We start from the raw sequence: 22,679 nt of genomic DNA on the forward strand, positions 1-22,679 counted from the left end.
GGCGATAATAACGATGCAGATATTAAAAAAACAGCTTTCGGTCAACAGCTACCCGTTCACCTTAACGCAGGCCATCATATTTACCTTAGTTACGACAATTATCGTCGTGCTGCTGACGACATATGCTTTTCTCTACTACGAAGGTTATGCTTTTTTTGATGAGGTGAGTGCTGATATTCTGCGCGCGAAAAGAGTCAATATCGAGGAAGTTATCCACGATTATATTGATGTTCCCGTACAAGCGAATGCGATACTGGTCCATGCCATTGGGCGCCAATCCAGTGCGGCGATCCCGGTTCGCAGTTTGATTGGAGAAATGGTCAATATCACCAATAACGTATTCAGCAACAAACATTATCTCAATCTGGTTGAATTTGGCGCGGTGAATGGCGATTTCCTTCAGGCGGCACATGGTAAAGTCGCGTCGAATGATTATCTTGCGGTAAAAGATGCGCGAACAGCTCATCATCTGACGGTGTATAGTCATCTCACTGTGAATTCATTGGTAAAAGCGGTGCTACCGGATTATCAAATAACGCAGCGCGAATGGTATGCGGCGGTTGCTAAAGACCAGAGTTCTCACTGGACAAAACCCTTTCGCGATTATGAGTATGATAATGAAATTGGCGTCGCGTTTAGCTCACCGGCATTCAATCGCACAGGGCAGTTTGTTGGCGTCGTCGCCAGCGAATTGCACCTCAACGAACTAAATAAAAGTCTGGAAAAATTCAAACCCAATCCTGAAAGTATCCTCCTGATTGTTAATGAAAAAGATGAACTAATCTCTTCATCCGTTCCCTCATTAACGCGGAGTATGTTGGCGGGGGGAAAACACTCGCAACTGAATTTGCAAACGCTGGAAAATACTCCTTTACCGGTTGTTGTAGCCGCTAGTCGTACCTTAAAAGCGCATGACCACACGGGATTACAGTTTTTCAGTTCCGGCAATGAAGAATATTATGTTGATGCTTTTCCTGTTACCGACCGTGAACGCATACTGCACTGGACGGGGATTGTAATTAGCCCGGCGAGAATGATTACGCGCACCATAGTCAAATATATAGCCATTACCATGGGCGTGCTGTTTATCATTTTTGCTTTTGGCCTGTTGGTGGTTTTCTGCGGCCTGGCGAGGGTGGTCAAACCATTGCGGGATATTGTCCGTAAAGCGGATCAGCTTGCGACACACCGCTGGACGCCACCAGATAATAAGCGTCATTTCCCGGAAATTGCCTCTCTGGAAACTACATTTATGGCGCTATCGCATAAGCTGGCGGAAAGCTTCGACGCGCAGCGTCGCGAAATAGAAGAGGACAAAACCACCGGCTTATTCACACGCACAGGGCTACTGCGTCAGACATCTCTATATCAAGGTAGAAACCTGCTTGCGCTACTGCATATCAGCAATATGAGCACCATAATCAATTCCTTAAGTACAGAGTATGGTGAAAAATTCCTTAGCGATTATATTCTTCGTCTGCGTAATTTTTTGCCGACGAATACGCTGATCGCCCGTGATAATGTGGATAAGCTTATCGTGGTTTTTCCAGGTCAAACTCAGCCAAAAGAGCGTCAGCGCTACAGAGAACTGCTTTCCTCACTCTTTATCGACGTCAAAAATGAAGCGTCTTCTGCGGTAAGCAAATACGTTTATACCGGAAATATTGGTCTGGTTGCGGCTAATATCAGCGAGAAGAATATTGAACAAACGTTGCGTGAGGCCTGGATTGCCCTACGTCATGCACAGAAACAGGGAAATGGAATCGCGACGTTTTTCAGCGGTAAGATGCATGAGGCCGAGCTTTATAATATCCAACTTCATGAGTCTCTTCATGACGCGATCCAGCATCATGAATTTCATCTGGTGCTGCAGCCGATTGTGGATTTACAGGATCAGAGCGCTTTTCAAGAAGGAGAGTGCTTGCTTCGCTGGCGCTCTGAAGCGGAAGGGGAAATTCCACCCGATCGTTTCATTCCCCTGGCGGAAGAGAGTGGGCTGATAATCCCGTTAGGGCGCTGGATTATTGAAGAGGCCTGTCGTGAACTCTCCGCTATGATTCGCCGTGGGGCGCCGGCGAACTTTATACTGCATATCAACGTATCGGCGATTCAGCTTCTGCAACAGGATTTTGCCTGGCATTTAATGGATGCTATCTATCGTAATGGCCTGGTCACGGGCAATATTTGCCTTGAGATAACCGAACGGCTATTGATGAATGATGCTACGCGAATGAGCAGAATGATTGCTTATTTACGCCGCCATGGTATTGCCGTAGCGCTGGATGATTTTGGCGTCAATTTATCCAGCCTGTCTTATTTACACTCGCTGTCATTTGATAGCATCAAAATTGACCGCCGGCTGATTTGCCAATTTGCCGATGAGGATAAAGCAGAATCGATGATTGCATCGTTGATTGTGCTGGCTCAGGGTTTTAAGGTGCCCGTTGTTGCTGAGGGTATTGAAGATGAGGCGATAAAAAACCAGTTACGCGACCTCGGCTGCCAGAAAGTGCAAGATTATCTATTTGCTCATCCGGCGCCATTTGCCCACTTTCCCATCCAGGCAAGTTCGCTGACGGCGGATGATGAGCAATAGACGGAGAAATGTATCGCAGTGAAGCATTCATTTTGAAGTTAGTGTAGTATGTTCGCCCACGCAGGCGCGCGCGCTGTTTTACAGCGCTGACGAATGGCGCCTTAAATTGTGTAAAGTGTTTATATAACAACAGGTTGGTGTTTTTAATGACCTGTTGTCGCCAAAGCATATCAGACGCCTGGGAAGGCGACACCTAAAGGAAGCTCTATGAGCGAGAAATTACAGAAAGTGCTGGCTCGTGCTGGCCATGGCTCCCGCCGTGAAATTGAAACTATCATCGAAGCTGGCCGCGTCAGCGTGGATGGTAAGGTCGCAACCCTCGGCGATCGCGTAGAAATCGTACCTGGTTTGAAAATTCGTATCGACGGTCATCTTATTTCGGTAAAAGAATCTGCCGAGCAGATTTGCCGGGTATTGGCCTATTACAAACCAGAAGGCGAACTCTGCACCCGTAACGACCCGGAAGGGCGCCCGACGGTATTTGACCGTCTGCCGAAACTGCGCGGCGCGCGCTGGATCGCGGTAGGTCGCCTTGATGTGAACACCTGCGGCCTGCTGCTGTTTACCACCGATGGTGAACTGGCGAACCGTTTGATGCACCCAAGCCGCGAAGTCGAGCGTGAGTACGCCGTTCGCGTTTTCGGCCAGGTTGATGAAGACAAACTGCGCCAGCTGGCGCGTGGGGTACAGTTAGAAGATGGCCCTGCAGCATTTAAAACGATTAAGTTCACCGGCGGTGAAGGGATCAACCAATGGTATAACGTCACTCTGACCGAAGGCCGCAACCGCGAAGTGCGTCGCCTGTGGGAAGCGGTCGGCGTTCAGGTTAGCCGTCTTATCCGCGTACGCTACGGCGATATTCTGCTGCCGAAAGGCCTGCCGCGCGGCGGCTGGACGGAACTGGATTTGGCTCAGACCAACTATCTGCGTGAACTGGTGGAGCTGCCGGCGGAAACCGAAAGCAAAGTGGCGGTGGAGAAAGATCGCCGTCGCATGAAAGCGAATCAGATTCGCCGTGCCGTCAAGCGTCATAGCCAGACCAGCGGCAATCCGCGTCAGGGTAATAACGGTAACCGCCGTTCCAGCACCCGCAACAAGACTAACGGCTAATGCTGTCCGTTCCGGCGGTCTCCCGCCGGAACGCTCCTCCTTTATCCCTTCGCTTGTGACATTTTTCACACTTTTGCATAAAGACAAGAAACAGGAATTACGCAGACAAATAACGCAAAGTGATGTTATTAGCGTCGCCATATACTGTTGGCACTGATTACAAAACAGGTAGCCCGCAATGAGTACAACAACAAAGTTATCGGCAAGCTATGTGGTCATCGGCGTAAAAGAAAAGATAGGCTATGGCTTAGGTGATTTCGCCTCTAATTTATCGTTCGGTTTTGTCTCTTTATTCCTACTGTTTTTTTATACGAATATTTATGGCATCAGCGCGGTACAAGCGAGCCTGATCTTTGTGATTGCCCGGGTGATTGACGCAATATTTAATATCCTGATTGGCTTTGCAATTGATAAGACGCAGAGTAAATATGGCAAACTGCGTCCCTGGCTATTATATGGTGCAATACCGTTAGGTTTTTTAACCGTGCTGTGTTTTGTGCCGTTTGGCGGGGAGGCTAAATTTTATTTCGCGCTTGCTTCTTATACCATTTATTGTCTGGCCTATACGGCGGTTAACACGCCTTATTCGGCATTGACCAACCGCCTGACGCAGCATGAAGCCTCGCGCTCGTCGCTGTCGGTATACCGCTTTGTGTTGGCGATTGTCGGCTATCTGATTGTTTCCACGACCGCCGACTGGCTGATTTCGCCTTTTAACGATAAACAAATGGGCTATGTCTTTGCCGTTTCCAGTTTTGCGCTGTTAGCGACTTTTATGTTTCTTGCCTGTTTTGCCATGACCACGGAGCGAGTTGGCGAAGAGGATAAAATGAATGCGCCGACGCTTCGGGAAATGTTCCGTGCGGTATTAGGTAATGCGCCACTAATTCATCTGTCATTATTTACCGTATTTTTCTATATCGCTTATACCGTATGGATGGCGATCGCCATTTACTTTATTAAATACATCATCGGCAGCGAAGGTTTCACCGCTACTTTCTTCATGGTTCAGTCAGGCGCTTATATCATTGGTACCATTGTTTCCGAGAAAGTGATTGCGCTAATGGGGAAAAAGAAAATGGCGCTACTGGCATTGTTAATTGGCGTGCTGGGAGTGCTGATGCAATATTTTATCGCCGGTAATAATCTGTGGCTGATAATGATTGGCGTGTGCCTTTACAGCATTACGCTAGGCATGGGCTTTGTCGCCATGTGGTCGATGATTGCCGACACCGTCGAATATGCTGAATGGCATCACGGCGTACGCTCTGAAGGCGCAATCTACGGTTTCTTTAACTTCATCACCAAAATTGCGATGGCGATTGGCGGCGGTTGCGCGGGCTGGATGCTGGATCTCTATCACTATGATGCGGGTAATGTGACCAGCGATGCAATTAATGGCATCAATATTCTGATGACGCTTTTCCCCGGCGCGATGTTCGCCATCAGCGCCATCTTCGTGGCCTGCTATTCGTTGGATGAAAAAACCTATCGCGATATTGTGCAAAAAATCAGCCTGCGTAAGCAAAACGCGCTTTAACCTCAAGGAGTCAGAGAGATGAATAACGATTTTAGTACCCTTATCGCCGCCATGACGGCAGAGGAAAAAGTGGCGCTGCTGACCGGCAGCGGCCTGTGGCGCACGGCTTCGTTGCCGCAGCATGGTATCCCCGATATCGTGATGACCGATGGTACCTACGGCGTGCGCTATAGCAGCGCGCAAATAGATGGTAATGAAAAGTGGAGCATGGATGACTTCATCTCGGTGATTACTCAAACCGCCGACCAGGCCAGCGCCGATGAGCCTGTCGCGAAGGGCGGCAGTGAAGCGTTGTTCAGCGCCTCGCTGCCGGCCACCTGTTTTCCGAATGGCTCCAGTCTGGCCTGTAGCTGGGATGTTGAACTGGTACGGGAGATGGGGGAAGCGCTGGGTCGCGAATGCCAACAGATGGGGGTGGGCATTCTATTGGGGCCGGGAATTAACATTCGGCGCACCCCGCTGGCTGGACGCGGCTATGAATACTACTCTGAAGACCCGATCGTCAGCGGTGATATCGCCGCGGCGCTAATTAACGGCTTACAGGCCGAAGGCGTCGGCGCCAGCCTTAAACATTTTGCCGCCAATAACTCCGAGTATCGGCGTACCGAAATGGATTCGATTATTGAGGAGCGAGCGCTGCGTGAAATCTATCTCGCCGGATTTCAACGAGCGATTGCCAAATCCCGGCCGTGGACGGTGATGTCTTCTTATAACCGTCTTAATGGCGTCCAAACATCGCAGGATCCGTTCTTACTGACCCAGGTATTGCGTGATGAATGGGGATATGATGGTCTGGTGATGTCCGACTGGTACGGTATTAAAGACCGTCCGGCATCGCTGCTTGCCGGCAACGACCTGGCGATGCCGGAAACCCGCCGGGACAAACAAACCCTGCTGGCGGCCATCACCTGCGGCGAGGTACCGATGTCGGTGGTCGACCGGGCCTGTTTGCGGATGCTGGAGCTGGTCGATAAAGTACAACGACATTGCCGGCCGCAAACGCGCGCTGACTTTGCCGCACATCATGCGTTATCGCAGCGTTTAGCGGCAGAATCCATCGTATTGCTGAAAAATGAAGACAACCTGCTGCCGCTGAAACCACATAAAACCCCGCGCATCGCGGTGATCGGTAAGCCCGCACAGGAGCCGGTTATTCAGGGCTCAGGTTGTGCCACCACGGTTCCGTATTTGCTCGACCGTCCGCTGGATGAGATTTTCGATCTTGCCGGGGACGACTTTAAGGTTACGTGGTCGCCGGGCGCGCCAGACGACAACCAAAGCGACAAGCAGGCTCTGGCGCAGGCGCGCGATGTTGCCGGGGCCGCCGATGTGGCAGTGGTTTTTGTCAGCACGGCGGTTGGCGAAGATGGCGAAAATGGCGATCGCCAGGATCTGAATATTCTCCCCGCGCACGAACAGCTGATCCGCGAGGTCGCTGCGGTACAGCCGAACGTGGTGGTGGTGTTGGCCAACAGCGATGCGGTGGTGATGCCATGGCTTGGCGAATGCCGGGCGCTGCTGGAAACCTTCTTCGCCGGACAGGGGATGGGGCGCGCCGTTGCTGAAATTCTCTTCGGTAAGCGCAACCCCTGCGGTAAGCTGACCGTCACGGTGCCAAATACGCTCGAAGAGACGCCCGCCTGGCTGCAGTATCCTGGGGAAAACCTGCGCCATCATTATGGCGAAGGGCTATTTGTCGGCTATCGCTATTACGATAAACGCCGTCTTACGCCTCTTTTTCCGTTTGGCTTTGGCCTGGGCTATACCCAATTCAGCTATGCCAATCTTTCGCTTTCCACAGCGCGGCTTGCCGAAGGCGACACCCTGTATGTAGCGTTTGATTTAACGAATACCGGCGACTATGAGGGCAAAGAGATTGTACAACTGTACGTTGCGGCCCCGAAGGGGGAGCTTATCCGTGAGGTTCGCGCGCTGAAAGCCTTTTGTAAAGTGTCGTTGCTGGCGGGAGAAACGCGTCGGGTCGAGCTCGCGCTGCCTGTCGCTGATTTAGCCTGCTATCATCCGGGGCTGGCGGATTGGCTGGTGACCCCTGGGCAGTGGCAAATCTACGTGGGCGCTTCGTCACGCGATCTTCCATTAACGGCAAGCGTTGAGATTGATTGCCCTGCGCGCTACGTACCGCTGCGCGACGACAATTCTCTCCAGCAGCTTATTCAACAGCCGGAAGCCTTTGCCCGCGTGGTGACGCTGATATCGGCGAAAAGCGGTGTAGCGCCAGACCTGGTACGGGAAAAGCTTATCCGCCTGGCCCCGGATCTGTTCTGTGGTTTGCTGATTGCATTGACTGAATTCCTGGCGCTGGATATCGATCGCGATGAACTCAATGCCGTGCTGGCGGGTCATCAATAAACAAAAGTTCAGGAGGTAATCCGTGTTCCCGTTTTCAGTGACGCATCCTCGTCAGGTAACGCAAAGCGGGCAGCCGGCGACCAATAGCGGCTACGAGCTGATCGCCTTCGACGCCGAGAAACTCAACGTCTTTGCCGCCGAGGTACGCTACTGCGAACCTCACTGGCACCCGGCGCCGGAGCTTATCACCGTCCTTCATGGCGGTTTTACGCTGGCCGTCGGTCAGCGGGAGTGGCTATTGCGCGAGGGCGATATGCTGTATATCAACGCGGAGGAAGTGCATTCACTCTGCGCGGAGATGGCCGGTAGCCAGCTGGTCACCGTGCAATTTTCGCCAGGTCTGTTTGATGAAATGCATCCCTCTCCACGGCTGGAGTGGTGTACCGCCGGACGTATTGCGCAGAACGCGGATTGGCAGGTGCGCCAGCGGCTAACGGCGCTGCTGCAACAGCTCGTCGATAACCGTACGCCATTCCAGCGCATCGCGGCGATTTATTTACTGCTTGATGCGCTGGTGACAGCAGGGGAGCCGCAGGAGCGCGAAGAGAGCTCGCTACGCGAAGAGTCGATGATTAAAAAAGGCATTGATTATATTAATCTGCATTACGATCGGCCACTGACGTTGAGCGAAGTGGCCGAGCACAGCGGCATGAGCTATTCGTGGTTTTCCCGGCTGTTTAAGCGGGTGAGTCGTTACAACTTTAAAGAGTATCTGACTCTGGTACGGCTGAATAAGGCCCGTAATCTGCTGCGGGATACGCGTACGCCGATCACCGAAATCAGCCATAGCTGCGGTTTTCAGGAGCACAAATACCTGATCGCCGCCTTTAACAAATACTGCGGACTGACGCCGACCGAGTACCGTAAACGCTTTGTTTCGCGGCAAAACGTCCTCGACCAGCAGCTGGCGCTCGGCGAGGACTGTGTATGCCTGCCATTAAACGGCCAACTGCTGGCGCGGCTGGCGGTTAGTAATCAATCCCCATCTGCGCTTTAACCCCCGCGTCAAAGGCATGCTTTATCGGGCGTAGCTCGCTGACGGTATCGGCTAACTCGATAATTTCGCGATGGCAGCCGCGCCCGGTAATCATCACCGTTTGATGCGCAGGGCGGTTTCTCAGCGCCGTCAGCACCTCTTCCAGCGGCAGATAGTCATAGGCCACCATGTAGGTAAGTTCATCCAGTAGTACCAGATCCAGGCTGTCGTCGGCCAGCATACGCCGCCCGTGCTGCCAGACATCGAGGCAGGCAGCGGTATCGCTTTCGCGATTTTGCGTATCCCAGGTAAATCCAGTGGCCATTACCTGAAACTCGACGCCGTGCGGCTCCAGTAAATTACGCTCGCCGTTAGGCCAGGTTCCTTTGATGAATTGCACCACGCCGGCTTGTTTGCCGTGTCCAACCGCGCGGGTGACGGTACCGAAGGCGGCGGTAGTTTTGCCTTTACCGTTTCCGGTAAATACCATGATCAGCCCGCGTTCTTGCTGGGCGGCGGCGACCCGCGCATCGACTTTGTCTTTTACCCGCTGCTGGCGCTCGCGGTAACGTTGATCGCTCATTGGGATATCCCTGGTTTACGCCCTGGCTGGGCATCAAAGGTCATACCGGTTTTACGTCGGCTATCGTCGCCCATCAGCCATAAATAGACCGGCATGATATCGGCAGGGGTTTTCAGCTTTTGCGGATCTTCGGTCGGGAAAGCGCTGGCGCGCATTTTGGTGCGCGTCCCGCCAGGATTAATACAATTTACCCGCAGATGACGGCTTTGGTACTCTTCGGCCAGTACCTGCATCATCCCTTCGGTGGCGAATTTCGAGGCCGCGTAAGCGCCCCAGTTGGCGCGGCCCTGGCGGCCAACGCTGGAAGAGGTAAACACCAGCGAACCGGAATCAGACTTGAGTAATAAAGGAAGAAGCGCCTGGGTGAGCATAAAAGTGCCATTAACGTTCACCTGCATCACCTGCTGCCATACCTCAGGATCCTGCTGGTCCATCGGACATACGTCGCCAAGCAGGCCCGCGTTGTGCAATACGCCGTCGAGACGCGGGTAGTGAATGGCGATTTTCTGCGCCAGTTGCTGGCACTCCTGCGGCGTGCAGGTCAACAGGTCGAGGGTGAACCAGCGTGCCGCAATACCGCCAGCCTGTTCAATTTCTTGCGCGACGCCGCGCAGCTTTTCTTCATTGCGGCCGACCAGTACCACGCTTGCGCTGTAGCGCGCATAGGTAAGGGCGGCTTCACGGCCGATGCCGTCGCTGGCGCCGGTGACCAGAATGATACGGTCTTTAAGTAGGTGATACTGCGGTTGATAGTGCACGGCGACTCCTCTGCTGGCCTGCTTATGGCCACATCTTATTCGGTATCTTACTTTTGCGCTTTATGCCTCAAACGATTGATGATTGCAATCAGTCAAAGGGAAACTCTTCGCAGAATTAATATCTTGCAACGATTTCATTGCGACAAAAAAACGGGAATGCGCCTCGCAGCGCACGGAAAGCGCAGAGACTTGATGATAAAGGCTGATGTACACTGTGCGTCAACGTCAGTGCTTTACACAAGGTGAAAACGTGGAATTACTTGCTCAATACGGCTTATTTTTAGCCAAGGCTGCGACTATCGTCGTTGCCATTGCGGTTATCGCCGCCATTATCGTTAATCTGACTCAGCGTAAGAAGCAGCGCGGCGAGCTGCGGGTGACGAATCTTAGCGAGCAATATAAGGAGATGAAAGAAGAGCTGGCGGTGGCGCTGCTGGATGGCCAGCAGCAAAAACTCTGGCATAAAGCGCAGAAGAAAAAGCATAAGCAGGAAGCCAAAGAGGCCAAAGCGCGGGCAAAATTGGGCGCCGCGGAGCCCAGCGGCAAGGCGCGTATCTGGGTGCTGGATTTTAAAGGCAGCATGGATGCCCACGAGGTAAGCGGTCTGCGCGAAGAAATTACGGCGGTGCTGGCTTCGGCGAAGGCGCGTGACCAGGTGGTGGTGCGTCTGGAAAGCCCCGGCGGGGTGGTTCACGGCTATGGCCTGGCTGCATCGCAGCTGCAGCGCTTACGTGATAAACAGATCCCGCTGACGGTTGCGGTCGATAAGGTCGCTGCCAGCGGCGGCTATATGATGGCCTGCGTGGCGAACAAAATCGTCTGCGCGCCGTTTGCTATCCTTGGCTCGATTGGCGTAGTGGCGCAGATCCCCAACATCAATCGCTTCCTGAAAAACAAAGACATCGATATTGAACTCCATACCGCCGGGCAATATAAACGCACGTTAACCATGTTGGGTGAAAACACCGAGGAAGGCCGGCAGAAATTCCGCGAAGATCTCAATGAAACCCATCAGCTTTTTAAAGATTTCGTACATCAGATGCGCCCGTCGCTGGATATCGAAAAGGTAGCGACTGGCGAGCACTGGTACGGCGTGCAGGCGCTGGAAAAAGGGCTGGCGGATGCGGTACAGACCAGCGATGAACTCCTGTTGAGCATGATGGATAACCATGAAGTCATTAGCGTGCGTTATCAGCAGCGTAAGAAGTTGCTCGATCGCGTTACCGGTAGCGCGGCAGAAAGCGCGGACCGTCTATTACTTCGCTGGTGGCAGCGTGGGCAAAAGCCCTTAATGTAAGATAAAACAACGCGAGGCTGATACCTCGCGTTGCTGTTTCTGGCTGGCTTAAGCCGAGAGCCGGCCCATCAATGACTGGCTATTAATCAACCAGGTGATACTTATCTGACAACTCATGAGCGAGATACTTGAACATGTTAAATACCGCGGTGCTCTTCGCTGTCGGCAAACCTTGCTCATCAAGATAAAACTCGCCGCTGAACACCAAAACCCCGTTACGCTGAACGACGTTGGTGGCTTCAATTCCGGCTAACGTATCTTCATGATCGCGAATGAGTTGATTGGCAATTTCAAGTAACGCCTGGCGTTCGATGGGTTGGGTTGTACCTTGCATAACGGACTCCTGTAGTTCTTCGCCGGTAGTCTACGCCGCGAGAGGGCAACGGGCAAATTTTCCATTGATTGTGCAGGGGTAATTGCAACTGGCTAAGAAACATCACTTTACTGGCGGAGTTGGCTTTTGCATGCTAATAAAGTTGCGTAACGAATTTTATCAGGTACAGTGTGACGCTTTCAGCGATCTGGCAACAGATTTGCTTGACATTCGGCCAAAAATTCTTCGTGCTATGCAACCTGGCTCGCTAAAGCCAGCAAACTCAGCTATCTGGTTTTATGGATGTGAAACTGGGCGTGCAGAGGGTTGATATCCATCGACGTGGCCGCAACATATCAGGCACGTCGCTAGTGGATGGTGAATCAATGTGCGATGTATTCCTGGATGAATTAAATTAGGTAAAGGTGAATATGGGTAAAGCTCTCGTTATCGTTGAGTCCCCGGCAAAAGCCAAAACGATCAATAAGTATCTGGGTAATGACTACGTGGTGAAATCCAGCGTCGGTCATATCCGCGATTTGCCGACCAGTGGCTCAGCTTCCAAAAAGAGCGCCGACTCTACCTCCACCAAAGGGGCTAAAAAGCCTAAAAAGGATGAACGTGGCGCTCTGGTCAACCGCATGGGTGTAGACCCATGGCACGACTGGAATGCGCATTATGAAGTACTTCCGGGTAAAGAAAAGGTAGTTTCAGAACTCAAACAGTTGGCGGAAAAAGCCGACCACATCTATCTCGCAACCGACCTTGACCGCGAAGGGGAAGCCATTGCCTGGCACCTGCGGGAAGTTATCGGTGGTGATGAGCAACGGTACAGCCGCGTGGTGTTCAACGAAATCACCAAAAACGCGATTCGTCAGGCCTTTGAGAAGCCGGGCGAGCTGAATATCGATCGTGTTAATGCCCAGCAGGCGCGCCGCTTTATGGACCGCGTGGTGGGGTATATGGTTTCTCCACTGCTGTGGAAAAAAATTGCCCGCGGTCTGTCCGCTGGCCGCGTGCAGTCTGTCGCAGTCCGCCTGGTCGTGGAGCGCGAACGCGAAATTAAAGCCTTCGTTCCGGAAGAGTTCTGGGAGATCGACGCCAGTACTACCACGCCGGGCGGCGACGCGTTACCGTTGCAGGTGACTCACAAGAATGACAAGCCGTTCCGTCCGGTTAACCGTGACGAAACCATGGCGGCCGTCGCGCTGCTGGAAAAAGCGCGATATAGCGTGCTGGAGCGCGAAGATAAGCCGACCAGCAGCAAGCCGGGCGCGCCGTTTATCACCTCCACGCTGCAGCAGGCCGCCAGTACCCGTCTTGGCTTCGGCGTGAAGAAAACCATGATGATGGCCCAGCGTCTGTATGAGGCCGGCCATATTACCTACATGCGTACCGACTCTACCAATCTGAGTCAGGATGCGCTGAATATGGTACGCGGCTATATCGGCGATAACTTCGGCAAAAAATACTTGCCTGAAAGCGCGAATCAGTACGCCAGCAAAGAAAACTCGCAGGAAGCGCACGAAGCGATTCGTCCTTCTGACGTGAATGTGATGGCGGAATCGCTGAAAGACATGGAAGCCGATGCGCAGAAGTTATATCAACTGATTTGGCGTCAGTTCGTCGCCTGTCAGATGACGCCGGCAAAATACGACTCAACCACCCTGACGGTACAGGCTGGCGAGTTCAAACTAAAAGCCCGCGGTCGTACGCTGCGCTTTGACGGCTGGACGAAAGTGATGCCAGCGCTGCGTAAAGGCGATGAAGACCGGACGTTACCGGTGGTCAATCAGGGCGACAGCCTCAGCCTGGTGGAACTGACACCTGCGCAGCACTTCACCAAACCGCCTGCGCGTTTCAGCGAAGCCTCGCTGGTAAAAGAACTGGAAAAACGCGGCATCGGTCGTCCGTCCACTTATGCGTCGATCATTTCGACCATCCAGGACCGCGGTTATGTACGCGCCGAGAACCGCCGCTTTTACGCTGAAAAAATGGGTGAAATCGTCACCGACCGTCTGGAAGAAAACTTCCGCGATCTGATGAACTACGATTTTACCGCACAGATGGAAGACCGCCTCGATCAGGTGGCCAATCATCAGGCCGAGTGGAAACAGGTGCTTGATAACTTCTTTGGCGATTTCACTTCCCAGCTACAAACGGCTGAGAAGGATCCTGAAGAAGGCGGTATGCAGCCGAACCCAATGGTGCTGACCAGCATCGACTGTCCGACCTGCGGGCGTAAAATGGGCATTCGTACCGCCAGTACCGGGGTATTCCTCGGCTGCTCTGGCTACGCTTTGTCGCCGAAAGAGCGTTGCAAAACCACCATTAACCTGGTACCGGAAAACGAAGTTCTCAACGTGCTGGAAGGCGATGATGCCGAAACCAACGCGCTGCGCGCTAAACGTCGCTGTCAGAAATGCGGCACCGCGATGGACAGCTATCTTATCGATCCGAAGCGTAAACTGCATGTCTGCGGTAACAACCCGACCTGCGACGGCTACGAGATTGAAGAGGGCGAGTTCCGTATCAAAGGCTATGACGGCCCTATCGTGGAGTGTGAGAAATGTGGTTCCGAAATGCACCTCAAAATGGGGCGTTTTGGTAAGTACATGGCTTGCACCAATGACGAATGTAAAAATACGCGTAAGATCCTGCGTAATGGCGAAGTGGCTCCGCCGAAGGAAGATCCGGTGCCTTTACCGGAACTGCCCTGCGAGAAGTCCGACGCTTATTTCGTCCTGCGCGATGGCGCGGCGGGCGTTTTCCTGGCGGCAAACACCTTCCCGAAATCACGTGAAACACGTGCGCCGTTAGTGGAAGAGTTGTACCGCTTCCGCGATCGTCTGCCTGAAAAGCTGCGTTATCTGGCCGATGCGCCGCAGCAGGATCCTGAGGGCAATAAAACGCTGGTACGCTTTAGTCGTAAGACCAAGCAACAGTACGTTTCCTCCGAGAAAGAGGGTAAAGCGACCGGCTGGTCCGCCTTCTTTATCGACGGTAAATGGACTGAAGCGAAAAAGTAACCTTCTGAATGGGCCGCGATGCGGCCCATTCTTTCTTCGATTTTCCTCGCACTACCGCCTCGTCATTGTCGCTTTATAACCGACTTATTATTTTTTGTTACCATCTATACACTGTAGATATAAATGATATAGTGGTTATAGCGAATCACTTTTTTATTATTAAATCGTCTTATACACCATCGGTCTCAGCACGCGTTGTGGCGCAGGTTCGGCGTGCCGCAGGGCATCTCTGGCATTTTGCCGCCGGCAGGCAGCAGTCTGAACGTAATGGGTATTAAGCGGATTCATTTGACGCGTTTACGGATATCAGCCATGAAACTACAGCAACTCCGCTACATCGTTGAGGTTGTTAACCATAACCTGAATGTCTCCTCTACCGCCGAAGGCTTGTATACTTCACAGCCGGGCATCAGCAAGCAGGTACGCATGCTGGAAGATGAGTTGGGAATTCAGATATTTGCCCGCAGCGGTAAGCATTTAACTCAGGTCACTCCAGCCGGTCAGGAAATTATTCGCATCGCGCGTGAAGTGTTATCTAAAGTTGAGGCCATTAAATCCGTGGCAGGCGAGCACACCTGGCCGGATAAGGGCTCGTTGTACGTTGCCACCACCCATACGCAGGCGCGTTACGCGCTCCCTGGAGTGATTAAAGGCTTTATTGAGCGTTATCCTCGGGTCTCTTTGCATATGCATCAGGGGTCGCCGACGCAGATTGCAGAAGCGGTTTCGAAGGGTAATGCCGACTTTGCCATTGCTACCGAAGCGCTGCATCTGTACGACGATTTGGTGATGCTGCCGTGCTATCACTGGAACCGTTCAATTGTGGTGACGCCGGACCACCCGCTCGCTTCGAAAGGTTCGGTGACCATTGAAGAGCTGGCGCAGTATCCGCTGGTAACTTATACCTTCGGCTTCACCGGACGTTCTGAGTTGGATACCGCGTTTAATCGCGCCGGGCTGACTCCGCGTATCGTCTTCACGGCGACTGATGCCGATGTTATCAAAACCTATGTGCGCTTAGGGCTTGGCGTTGGAGTTATTGCCAGCATGGCGGTCGATCCCGTGTCCGATCCAGACCTGGTAAAACTCGATGCCAATGGTATTTTCAGCCACAGCACCACCAAGATAGGCTTCCGCCGAAGCACCTTCCTCAGAAGTTATATGTATGATTTTATTCAACGTTTTGCGCCGCATTTGACGCGAGATGTGGTCGATACGGCTGTGGCGCTACGTTCGAATGAGGATATAGAGGCCATGTTCAAAGATATTAAACTGCCGGAAAAATAATCGAATTGATAAATGGCATTTCCTCCGGGGAGTGCCATTTTCTATTATGGACCTTATCAGAACTTATAAACCTCGTTGTAATCACATTTCTACGGATTTTCACTTCGTTATTTCTCCAATATACCCGCTGCGATCAAAATAACGGTTAAAAGCCTTTTACCTGTTCCTGAATTAGCTGGATCTATTTTATATATCTTATTAAGATTTATCTGTACCTGATGATTTTAGCAATTGGTGGTGATGAAATGATAAACAATATCGATTATGCAAAGCTCGCGATGTCGTATGAACGTCACAAAGCGGAAATCGATCCAACGCTGCGCAGTCAGGTCTGGGGCTCACTACTGATGGGGCTTAGCGCTTTCTGGTGCATCGTTGCATTATTCATCTGGATTATTAGCTAAAGCAGTTTATCAGAGAAGGTTATATTTCACTTTTGTGACAAAAGGAGGTTGGTAAAATTAGCACCCGGAATTGTGGAACACGGTGGAAGAAATTATTTTCCGACTTATCAGCTTTAAATGTTAATCCATCCTGAGCTAATCATTGTCTATCCGTGATTAGCTCTTTTTCTTTTCCCGTTCAGAGAATAGGATCGGAACTTACTCAACCTCATCAAATATCTCCGTGCTGTAACACTGTTATCTTCAAAATTTCTGAACTGTATGGTTTTGTCAATTTTAGCAATTTGAGTTGTTATCAAAGTGTTATGTCAAGTTTGTGTTATCTTTAATAAAGACCCTGAGGAGTTCAGGGCATGCATCCCTGTGATAAAGGAGGAGCTATGTCGTCAACACTACGAGCAGCCAGTAAGGATACGCTACAGGTCAAAGACAAAACCTACCATTACTACAGCCTGGCGCTGGCCGCTAAACAACTGGGCGATCTCACCCGACTGCCCAAATCCCTCAAAGTTCTGCTTGAAAACCTCCTGCGCTGGCAGGATGGCGACTCGGTGACGGAACAAGATATTCAGGCGCTGGCCGGCTGGCTGCAGAAAGCGCATGCCGACCGCGAAATAGCCTATCGTCCGGCGCGCGTATTGATGCAGGATTTTACCGGCGTACCGGCGGTGGTCGATTTAGCCGCCATGCGTGAAGCGGTAAAACGGCTGGGCGGCGATACGGCAAAGGTGAATCCGCTCTCGCCGGTTGACCTGGTGATTGACCACTCGGTAACGGTGGACCGTTTTGGTAATGAAAACGCCTTTGAAGATAACGTGCGCCTTGAAATGGAGCGAAACCACGAACGTTATGCTTTCCTGCGCTGGGGGCAGCAGGCCTTCAGCCGCTTTAGCGTTGTGCCGCCGGGAACCGGGATCTGCCACCAGGTGAACCTTGAATATCTCGGCCGTGCCGTGTGGAGCGAACTACAGGATGGCGAATGGGTGGCTTACCCGGATACGCTGGTGGGTACCGATTCGCACACCACCATGATTAACGGTCTGGGCGTATTAGGGTGGGGCGTCGGCGGGATTGAAGCGGAAGCGGCGATGCTTGGGCAGCCGGTATCCATGCTCATACCTGATGTCGTCGGTTTCAAGCTGACCGGTAAACTGCGTGAGGGGATCACCGCGACTGACCTGGTGCTGACAGTGACCCAGATGCTGCGCAAACATGGTGTGGTTGGCAAGTTCGTAGAATTCTACGGCGACGGTCTCGACTCCTTACCGCTGGCCGACCGGGCCACCATTGCGAATATGTCGCCAGAATATGGCGCGACCTGCGGCTTCTTCCCGATCGATGCGGTAACCCTCAGCTATATGCGCCTGAGCGGGCGCAGCGAAGAGCAGGTGGCATTGGTTGAAGCTTATGCCAAAGCGCAGGGGATGTGGCGCCAGACGGGCGATGAGCCGGTATTCACCAGCACCCTGGCGCTGGATATGGGTACGGTTGAGGCCAGCCTCGCCGGGCCGAAACGGCCGCAGGACCGCGTCGCGTTGGGCGATGTGCCGAAAGCGTTTGCCGCCAGCAACGAACTGGAAGTGAATCAAACGCAAAAATCGCGTCAGCCGGTTGATTATACTCTCAATGGGCAACGCTATTCGCTGCCGGAAGGCGCGGTGGCGATTGCGGCAATCACTTCATGTACCAATACTTCCAACCCGAGCGTGTTGATGGCCGCCGGCCTGCTGGCGAAGAACGCCGTTGAGCGCGGCCTGAAACCGCAGCCGTGGGTGAAAGCCTCGCTGGCGCCGGGTTCGAAAGTGGTTTCCGATTATCTGGCGCATGCCGGTTTGACGCCTTATCTCGATGAATTGGGCTTTAACCTCGTAGGGTATGGTTGTACAACCTGTATCGGTAACTCCGGGCCGCTGCCGGAACCTATCGAAGAGGCAATTAAAAAAGGTGACCTGACCGTGGGGGCGGTGCTCTCCGGTAACCGCAACTTCGAAGGTCGTATCCATCCGTTGGTGAAAACCAACTGGCTGGCGTCGCCACCGCTGGTCGTGGCCTATGCGCTGGCTGGCAATATGAACATTGACCTGACCCGTGAACCGCTTGGGGTTGGTAAAGACGGTAAGCCGGTGTTCCTGAAGGATATCTGGCCGAGCGGCGAGGAGATTGCTCGCGCGGTGCAGCAGGTTTCCACCGACATGTTCCGTAAAGAATATGCCGAAGTCTTCGAAGGTACCGAGGAGTGGAAAGCTATTCAGGTAGACCGTTCCGATACCTATCGCTGGCAGGATGACTCTACCTATATTCGCCTGTCGCCATTCTTTGATGAGATGGGCGTTGAGCCGAAACCGGTAGAAGATATTCACGGCGCGCGGATCCTGGCGATGTTAGGCGATTCGGTGACCACCGACCATATCTCTCCGGCAGGAAGTATCAAGGCAGACAGCCCTGCAGGACGCTATTTGCAGGAGCACGGCGTGGCGCGCGCCGATTTCAACTCTTATGGTTCACGACGTGGCAACCATGAGGTGATGATGCGCGGTACCTTTGCCAATATTCGTATCCGTAACGAAATGGTGCCGGGCGTGGAAGGGGGGATGACGCGTCATTTACCAGACACGCAGCCTGTTGCTATCTACGATGCGGCTATGCTGTATAAAGCCGAGGGTACGCCTCTGGCGGTGATTGCCGGTAAAGAATATGGTTCAGGTTCCAGCCGCGACTGGGCGGCAAAAGGGCCGCGTCTGTTGGGCGTGCGGGTAGTGATTGCCGAGTCCTTCGAGCGTATTCACCGCTCCAACCTTATTGGCATGGGGATATTACCGTTGGAGTTTCCGCAAGGCGTGACGCGTAAAACGCTACAGCTGACCGGCGAAGAGCGGATCGATATCAGTAACCTGCAGGCGCTGCATCCTGCGGCAACGGTTCCAGTCACCATCACCCGCGCCGATGGACAGCAGGAAGTCATTCAGTGTCGCTGTCGTATCGATACCGCGACTGAACTTACCTACTATCAGAATGACGGCATTCTGCATTATGTGATTCGTAATATGCTGTAAAAGAAAGGGCCAGCGAATGCTGGCCCTGATTCATTCTGGAGCTGACTTATTTATTCAGCAGATGCCCCATCTTGGCCGCTTTGGTATCCAGGTAGTGTTCGTTTTTCGGGTTACGGCCGACGATGAGCGGAACGCGTTCGACGATATTGATTCCCGCCTCGGTCAGAATTTCGACTTTCTTCGGGTTATTGGTTAACAGTCGAACCTGCTCAACGCCGAGCAGTTTGAACATATCGGCGCACAGCGTAAAATCGCGCTCATCGGCGGCAAAACCTAGCTGGTGGTTGGCTTCGACGGTATCGTAGCCTTGATCCTGAAGCGCGTAGGCGCGAATTTTATTCAGCAAACCGATATTACGGCCTTCCTGACGATGATAAAGCAGGATCCCGCGCCCCTCTTCAGCGATGTGCGACAGCGCCGCTTCCAGCTGAAAACCGCAATCACAACGCAGACTAAAAAGGGCATCGCCCGTCAGACATTCTGAGTGTACGCGAGCCAGTACCGGGGCTTGCCCCGAAATATCGCCATACACCAGCGCGACATGATCCTGCCCGGTTGCCAGTTCTTCAAAGCCCACCATCAGGAAATCGCCCCAGGGGGTTGGCAGTTTGGCTTCTGCCACACGTTTAAGCTGCATGTGATTCTCCAGATTCTGACAGCACCTGAATGTGCTTTCTGTTTACTACTATTTTGCCACAACGCCGCGACGTTCTCCTAATTACCAACGACCGCCTGCGCGGAAAGCGCACAAACGATCTACTTTCCGTTATGATATTCAGAAGGAAAGAGAAGGAGATATGATGCTGTTGATTGCCAAAAGGACCGCCATCGGGGCGGCGCTATTGCTTGTTATGCCCGTTATAGTCTGGCTCTCCGGCTGGCAGTGGCAGCCGGGTCAAGCCCCGGCCATGTTGAAAATGTGGTACTGGGTGACTGAAACCGTCACCCAGCCGTGGGGAATAATTACTCATGTAGCGCTATTTGGCTGGTTTTTGTGGTGTTTACGGTTTCGTCTGCGCGAAGCGCTGGTGCTGTTTCTCATTCTCGGCGCCGCCATCCTGGCAGGTCAGGGGCTTAAATCCTGGATCAAAGAACGGGTGCAGGAACCACGGCCATTTGTGATTTGGTTAGAAAGAACCCAACAGGTACCGGTGGCGCAATTCTATGAGTTAAAACGTAAAGAACGCGCTAAACTGGTGCATGAGCAATTGGCTGAACAACAGACAATACCGGGATTCTTGCGTAAACACTGGCAAAAAGAGACCGGTTTTGCCTTTCCGTCCGGCCATACCATGTTTGCCGCCAGTTGGGCGCTGCTGGGGGTAGGACTGTTGTGGCCACGTCGGCGCTGGGTGACTATCGGCCTGCTGTTGGGATGGGCTACAGCGGTCATGGGCAGCCGTCTGGCGTTAGGCATGCACTGGCCGCAGGATCTTATCGTGGCGACCAGTCTTTCCTGGCTGCTGGTTACCGCGGCGACCTGGCTCACTCAGCGTTTTTGCGGCCCGTTAACCCCGCCTGTCGAAGAGGCGACGGATATCAAAAAACGCGCAACCTGACGCCGTTTATGTTGAATTTCGCGACACCTGGCCGCATATCATGACGGGTGTCATGCTTTTCCATTTCACCACTGCGGTGAAAATGATACTTTATAGGGCTTGAACGCGTTTTACTCGCGCAACCCACAGAACGGGAAGTCATGTGAAATATTTACTTATTTTCTTACTGGTGTTAGCTATCTTCGTCATCTCTGTGACGCTGGGTGCGCAAAACGACCAACTGGTCACGTTCAACTATTTGCTCGCGCAGGGTGAATTCCGCATCTCCACGTTGCTGGCGGTGTTATTCGCTGCCGGGTTTGCGATTGGCTGGCTGATTTGCGGCCTGTTCTGGCTGCGGGTCCGTGTATCGCTGGCGCGCGCCGAACGTAAAATTAAACGCCTGGAGCAGCAGATCGCGCCAGTGACCGTAGCGCCTGCTGATGCCGGCGTCCCTGCGGTCAAGGAATAACCTTCTATGCTGGAGTTGTTGTTTCTGCTTCTTCCCGTTGCCGCTGCCTATGGATGGTATATGGGGCGCAGGAGCGCACAACAGTCCAAACAGGACGATGCCAGTCGCCTGTCGCGTGATTACGTGGCCGGGGTCAACTTCCTGCTGAGCAATCAGCAGGACAAAGCCGTAGATCTGTTCCTCGATATGTTAAAAGAGGATACCGGCACCGTTGAAGCCCACTTGACCCTTGGCAACCTGTTTCGTTCGCGTGGTGAAGTCGACCGCGCCATCCGCATTCACCAAAGCCTGATGGAGAGCGCCTCGCTCACCTACGATCAGCGCCTGCTTGCCGTCCAACAGCTGGGGCGAGATTACATGGCCGCCGGTCTGTACGATCGCGCGGAAGATATGTTCAAGCAGCTGGTGGATGAAACCGACTTCCGCCTGGGCGCGCTACAGCAACTGCTACAAATCTACCAGCTAACCAGCGATTGGCAGTCCGCCATTGAAGTCGCCGAAAGGCTGGTAAAATTGGGCAAAGAAAAGCATCGCAGCGATATCGCCAACTTCTGGTGTGAGCTGGCGCTGCAGCAGATGGCCAGTAACGATCTCGATAAAGCAATGACGCTGCTGAAAAAAGGCGCGTCAGCTGACCGTAACAGCGCCCGCGTCTCGATTATGATGGGGCGCGTGTGGATGGAAAAAGGCGACTACGCGAAAGCGGTAGAAAGCCTGGAACGGGTGATTGGCCAGGATAAAGAACTGGTTGGTGAAACCCTGGAAATGCTGCAAACCTGTTATCAGCAATTGGGTAAGCATGAGGAGTGGGAAGCGTTCCTGCGCCGCTGTGTTGAAGAGAACACCGGGGCGACCGCGGAGCTTATGCTGGCGCAAATTATCGAGCAGCAGGAAGGCGCCGAAGCCGCACAGAGCTATGTGACTCGCCAGCTTGAGCGCCACCCAACGATGCGCGTGTTCCATAAACTGATGGACTACCATCTTAATGAGGCGGAAGAAGGGCGCGCGAAGGCGAGCCTGGGGGTTCTGCGCAACATGGTTGGCGAGCAGGTGCGGAGCAAACCGCGTTACCGCTGCCAGAAGTGCGGTTTTACTTCCCACACCCTGTACTGGCACTGCCCGTCCTGCCGTTCGTGGGCGACTATCAAGCCGATTCGCGGCCTTGATGGCCAGTAACGTCTAAAAAAAGCCTGGCTTTAGTTACAACATACTTATCTGTAATTTATCGTACCCGCTTCTGTTGCCACGTGCCCGCTTTTGTCTGTAGCCGGGCAAAACCAGCCTGTCATTTTCCCTGGTTCGCAGGTAGAATGCTGCCCGTTTACCTTTTTTGCGCCGTGCAGGCGCTCATCA

17 protein-coding genes are annotated in these 22,679 nt (G+C 52.9%); 13 read left to right on the forward strand and 4 right to left on the reverse strand.

Going from position 1 to position 22,679, the window contains the following annotated elements:
• Positions 1-13: 13 nt before the first annotated feature.
• From AC22LX_RS00245 to AC22LX_RS00265, 5 genes are all read left to right on the forward strand, one after another.
• Entirely contained in the window at positions 14-2,596 is a 2,583-nt protein-coding gene (locus tag AC22LX_RS00245; RefSeq protein WP_487333650.1) for an EAL domain-containing protein, read from the forward strand.
• Between the two features lie 207 nt (positions 2,597-2,803).
• Complete coding sequence (rluB, locus tag AC22LX_RS00250; protein ID WP_045393170.1) at positions 2,804-3,706, forward strand: 23S rRNA pseudouridine(2605) synthase RluB; 903 nt, start codon at positions 2,804-2,806, stop codon at positions 3,704-3,706.
• 178 nt (positions 3,707-3,884) lie between these two features.
• Positions 3,885-5,246 carry an MFS transporter gene (locus AC22LX_RS00255; RefSeq protein WP_487333651.1) on the forward strand — a complete coding sequence of 454 codons (1,362 nt, stop codon included), beginning with the start codon at positions 3,885-3,887 and terminating at the stop codon, positions 5,244-5,246.
• Positions 5,247-5,264: 18 nt separating this feature from the next.
• A complete protein-coding gene (locus tag AC22LX_RS00260) occupies positions 5,265-7,616 on the forward strand; it encodes a beta-glucosidase (RefSeq protein ID WP_487333652.1) in 2,352 nt (783 codons plus the stop codon).
• Between the two features lie 22 nt (positions 7,617-7,638).
• Positions 7,639-8,613 carry a helix-turn-helix transcriptional regulator gene (locus tag AC22LX_RS00265; RefSeq protein WP_045393162.1) on the forward strand — a complete coding sequence of 325 codons (975 nt, stop codon included), beginning with the start codon at positions 7,639-7,641 and terminating at the stop codon, positions 8,611-8,613.
• On the opposite strand, the gene cobO is transcribed toward AC22LX_RS00265, so the two are convergent.
• Positions 8,585-9,175: a cob(I)yrinic acid a,c-diamide adenosyltransferase gene (gene cobO, locus AC22LX_RS00270; RefSeq protein WP_487333653.1), complete on the reverse strand. Its 591-nt coding sequence runs from the start codon at positions 9,173-9,175 to the stop codon at positions 8,585-8,587. The genes AC22LX_RS00265 and cobO overlap by 29 nt on opposite strands.
• The gene (locus AC22LX_RS00275; protein WP_015366220.1) at positions 9,172-9,933 is read right to left on the reverse strand and encodes a YciK family oxidoreductase; all 762 of its coding nucleotides are present in this window, start codon (positions 9,931-9,933) and stop codon (positions 9,172-9,174) included. Before AC22LX_RS00275 ends, cobO begins: the two co-directional genes overlap by 4 nt.
• Positions 9,934-10,183: 250 nt before the next feature.
• On the opposite strand from AC22LX_RS00275, the gene sohB reads away from it, so the two are divergent.
• Positions 10,184-11,230 (forward strand): protease SohB, encoded by a 1,047-nt coding sequence (gene sohB, locus AC22LX_RS00280; protein ID WP_487333654.1) that lies wholly within the window; start codon positions 10,184-10,186, stop codon positions 11,228-11,230.
• Positions 11,231-11,312: 82 nt separating this feature from the next.
• On the opposite strand, the gene AC22LX_RS00285 is transcribed toward sohB, so the two are convergent.
• On the reverse strand, positions 11,313-11,564 hold the full coding sequence (locus AC22LX_RS00285; protein ID WP_015366222.1) for a YciN family protein: 252 nt from the start codon (positions 11,562-11,564) through the stop codon (positions 11,313-11,315).
• A 410-nt stretch (positions 11,565-11,974) separates the two neighbouring features.
• Here AC22LX_RS00285 and topA point away from each other — a divergent pair, with 410 nt between their 5' ends.
• From topA to acnA, 4 genes are all read left to right on the forward strand, one after another.
• Positions 11,975-14,572, forward strand: coding sequence for a type I DNA topoisomerase (topA, locus tag AC22LX_RS00290; RefSeq protein WP_045393156.1), 2,598 nt, complete (start codon positions 11,975-11,977; stop codon positions 14,570-14,572).
• 312 nt (positions 14,573-14,884) lie between these two features.
• Positions 14,885-15,859 (forward strand): HTH-type transcriptional regulator CysB, encoded by a 975-nt coding sequence (cysB, locus tag AC22LX_RS00295; protein ID WP_015705738.1) that lies wholly within the window; start codon positions 14,885-14,887, stop codon positions 15,857-15,859.
• Positions 15,860-16,104: 245 nt separating this feature from the next.
• The gene (locus AC22LX_RS00300) at positions 16,105-16,263 is read left to right on the forward strand and encodes a YmiA family putative membrane protein (protein WP_072056445.1); all 159 of its coding nucleotides are present in this window, start codon (positions 16,105-16,107) and stop codon (positions 16,261-16,263) included.
• A 380-nt stretch (positions 16,264-16,643) separates the two neighbouring features.
• A complete protein-coding gene (gene acnA, locus AC22LX_RS00305; RefSeq protein ID WP_487333655.1) occupies positions 16,644-19,316 on the forward strand; it encodes an aconitate hydratase AcnA in 2,673 nt (890 codons plus the stop codon).
• Positions 19,317-19,362: 46 nt separating this feature from the next.
• On the opposite strand, the gene ribA is transcribed toward acnA, so the two are convergent.
• Positions 19,363-19,953, reverse strand: coding sequence for a GTP cyclohydrolase II (ribA, locus tag AC22LX_RS00310; RefSeq protein WP_015366227.1), 591 nt, complete (start codon positions 19,951-19,953; stop codon positions 19,363-19,365).
• Positions 19,954-20,116: 163 nt separating this feature from the next.
• Between ribA and pgpB the strand changes: the two genes are divergently transcribed.
• From pgpB to lapB, 3 genes are all read left to right on the forward strand, one after another.
• Positions 20,117-20,875, forward strand: coding sequence for a phosphatidylglycerophosphatase B (gene pgpB, locus AC22LX_RS00315; protein ID WP_045393152.1), 759 nt, complete (start codon positions 20,117-20,119; stop codon positions 20,873-20,875).
• Positions 20,876-21,017: 142 nt separating this feature from the next.
• The gene (locus AC22LX_RS00320) at positions 21,018-21,326 is read left to right on the forward strand and encodes a LapA family protein (protein WP_045374686.1); all 309 of its coding nucleotides are present in this window, start codon (positions 21,018-21,020) and stop codon (positions 21,324-21,326) included.
• A 6-nt stretch (positions 21,327-21,332) separates the two neighbouring features.
• Positions 21,333-22,502: a lipopolysaccharide assembly protein LapB gene (lapB, locus tag AC22LX_RS00325; protein WP_045374683.1), complete on the forward strand. Its 1,170-nt coding sequence runs from the start codon at positions 21,333-21,335 to the stop codon at positions 22,500-22,502.
• Positions 22,503-22,679: the final 177 nt, after the last annotated feature.

This window comes from Klebsiella sp. PK01, assembly GCF_057624675.1.